3 protein-coding genes are annotated in these 2,838 nt (G+C 65.8%); all 3 read left to right on the top strand.

Annotated features, from left to right (window positions below; all coding sequences use genetic code 11):
* Positions 1-465, top strand: a 465-nt coding sequence (locus VGH54_RS16545) for a fructose-bisphosphatase class II (protein WP_331513154.1), incomplete at its 5' end; no start/stop codon positions are given.
* Between the two features lie 26 nt (positions 466-491).
* A complete protein-coding gene (locus VGH54_RS16540; RefSeq protein WP_331513153.1) occupies positions 492-1,889 on the top strand; it encodes a class II fumarate hydratase in 1,398 nt (465 codons plus the stop codon).
* Positions 1,890-1,891: 2 nt separating this feature from the next.
* On the top strand, positions 1,892-2,356 hold the full coding sequence (locus VGH54_RS16535) for an ester cyclase (protein WP_331513152.1): 465 nt from the start codon (positions 1,892-1,894) through the stop codon (positions 2,354-2,356).
* Positions 2,357-2,838: the final 482 nt, after the last annotated feature.

Raw genomic sequence — 2,838 nt, 5'->3', positions numbered from 1 at the left:
CGGATCCGGCTGATCACCGACGGGGACGTGGCGGGCGCGATCTCCGCGTGCCGACCGGGCTCCGGCACCGACATGCTGGCCGGCATCGGCGGCACCCCGGAGGGCATCATCACCGCCGCGGCGATCCGCTGCATGGGCGGCGAGATTCAGGCGCAGCTGGCGCCCACCGACGACGCCGAGCGGCAGAAGGCGCTCGACGCCGGCTACGACCTCGATCAGGTGCTGACCACCGGCGACCTGGTGTCTGGGGAGAACGTCTTCTTCTGCGCGACCGGCGTCACCGACGGCGACCTGCTCAAGGGCGTGCGCTACGAGCCCGGCGGCTGCACCACCCAGTCGATCGTGATGCGCTCGAAGTCCGGAACGCTGCGGATGGTCGAAGGCTTTCACCGGCTGACCAAGCTCAACGAATACTCTGCGATCGACTTCACCGGCGACAGCAGCGCCGCATACCCACTGCCGTAACCACTACTTAGCGAGGAACTCCGCCAATGGCAGACACCGAATACCGCATCGAGCACGACACCATGGGCGAGGTCAAGGTACCCGCGAAAGCGTTGTGGCGCGCCCAGACTCAGCGCGCGGTGGAGAACTTTCCGATATCCGGACGAGGACTCGAGCCCACCCAAATCCGCGCGTTGGGTCTGCTGAAAGGCGCCTGTGCGCAGGTCAACAAGGACCTCGGACTGCTGGCCGCGGACAAGGCCGACGCGATCATCGCCGCCGCCGCCGAAATCGCCGACGGTCAGCACGACGAGCAGTTCCCCATCGACGTCTTCCAAACCGGATCGGGCACCAGCTCGAACATGAACGCCAACGAGGTGATCTCGAGCATCGCCGGCGCCCACGGTGTGACCGTGCATCCCAACGACGACGTCAACAGGTCACAGTCGTCCAACGACACCTTTCCGACCGCCACCCACATTGCGGCCACCGAAGCCGCTGTGCGCCATCTGATCCCGGCGCTGCAGGTGCTGCACGACGCGCTGGCCGCAAAGGCCGGTGAGTGGCACTCGGTGGTGAAGTCGGGCCGCACACATCTGATGGACGCCGTCCCGGTCACCCTCGGTCAGGAATTCTCCGGCTACGCCCGCCAGATCGAGGCCGGCATCGAGCGGGTCCGCGCGACGCTGCCCCGGCTGGGCGAGCTCGCGATCGGTGGCACCGCGGTGGGCACCGGCCTCAACGCTCCCGACGGCTTCGGCGCCAAGGTGGTCCAGGTGCTGGTGGAAGACACCGGGTTGACCGAATTACGCACGGCGGTCAACTCTTTCGAAGCTCAGGCGGCCCGCGACGGGCTGGTCGAGGCGTCCGGCGCGCTGCGCACCATCGCGGTGTCGTTGACCAAGATCGCCAACGATATCCGCTGGATGGGATCGGGTCCGCTGACTGGTCTGGGTGAGATCCACCTGCCGGATCTGCAGCCGGGTAGCTCGATTATGCCGGGCAAGGTCAATCCCGTTCTGTGCGAGGCGGTTACCCAGGTCGCCGCTCAGGTCATCGGCAACGACGCCGCGGTCGCCGTCGGCGGCCTGTCGGGCGCGTTCGAACTCAATGTCTACATCCCGATGATGGCCCGCAACGTCCTCGAGTCGTTCAAGTTGCTCACCAACGTGTCAACACTGTTCGCCGAGCGGTGCATCGTCGGACTGGACGCCAACGTCGAGCACCTGCGGGAGCTGGCCGAGTCGTCCCCGTCGATCGTGACGCCGCTGAACTCGGTGATCGGCTACGACGCGGCGGCCGCAGTGGCCAAGCAAGCACTCAAGGAGCGCAAGACAATTCGGCAGACGGTGATCGACCGCGGGTTGATCGGCGACAAGCTGTCCGAAGAAGAACTCGACCGTCGCCTCGACGTGCTGGCGATGGCCAAAGTCACCGAGGAGTAGGCATGCTCAGCGACGAACTCCGCCAACGGCGCCTTGCGCTCATCGAAGAGCACATGAACACCGAGGTGACCAAGGAGTTCGATCGCACACTGGCCACCTTCAACGGACACCCGCACTACGAGATCATGGCCACCGGCCAGGTGTTCGACGGCGACGACGAGGTGATGGGCTACTACCGCACGACCCGGACCGCGTTCCCCGACCAGCGCCACGACAATGTGCGCTGCCACGTCACCGACGACGCTGTGATCACCGAATTCGACCTGCTGGGAACCAATCTCGGTGAGTTCTACGGCATGCCGCCCACCGGCAAGGCGTTCCGGGTGCCGATCATCGCGGTGTTCTTCTTCGACGGCGATCGAATCACCAACGAACGCATCTACTTTGACAGCGCCAGCCTGGTCACTCAGATCGGCCGAGGCGAACTGCTGGCCCTCGCCGCATCGGGTGACCTACCGGGACAGTGAGCGACCGTCGCCGTCGATCTGACCCGCCAGGAGATGCGATTGAGTTGGGTCGTGGGCCGGCGGCGGTCAGGGTTTAACTACCGCCTTTCGTCGGATCCGAAGAATTCGATTACATGATGGAACGGCGCGCCGCCTTGTTTAGTGTTGCGTGGCTGTCTGATGGCATGATCTACGACTATGTGTCAGAACGGTCGGCGACCTAGTGAAGTAGCGCCCACCCTTCTGACGGGTTGGCGAACACGGCGACACCGTAGTGAGGCTGGCCTTGTGCCGCGTGTAGCGCCAACCACCACCGGCCCCCGACACCGCGCCGCGTTGTGTCCGAGCTGAATCGGCGCCGTTTTCTCGCGGCGCTCGGGGCCGCAGTTCTCGGCGGCGTGGGCGTGGGGCGCGGTGTGCTCGGTGGACCGCCGCAACCCCCGACGGCCTTCGCCGCCGGCGAGGCGTCGCCACACCGAGCAGCCGGCAAGGTCGTTCCTGGC

The organism is Mycobacterium sp. (genome assembly GCF_036488105.1).
GTDB lineage: Bacteria > Actinomycetota > Actinomycetes > Mycobacteriales > Mycobacteriaceae > Mycobacterium.
This window is presented reverse-complemented; position numbering and strand designations above follow the sequence as displayed.

Excerpts from the sequence above, each read along its gene's own strand:
- VGH54_RS16540 (WP_331513153.1), top strand. The coding sequence starts at position 492 with ATGGCAGACACCGAATACCGCATCGAGCACGACACCATGGGCGAGGTC.
- VGH54_RS16535 (WP_331513152.1), top strand. The coding sequence starts at position 1,892 with ATGCTCAGCGACGAACTCCGCCAACGGCGCCTTGCGCTCATCGAAGAG.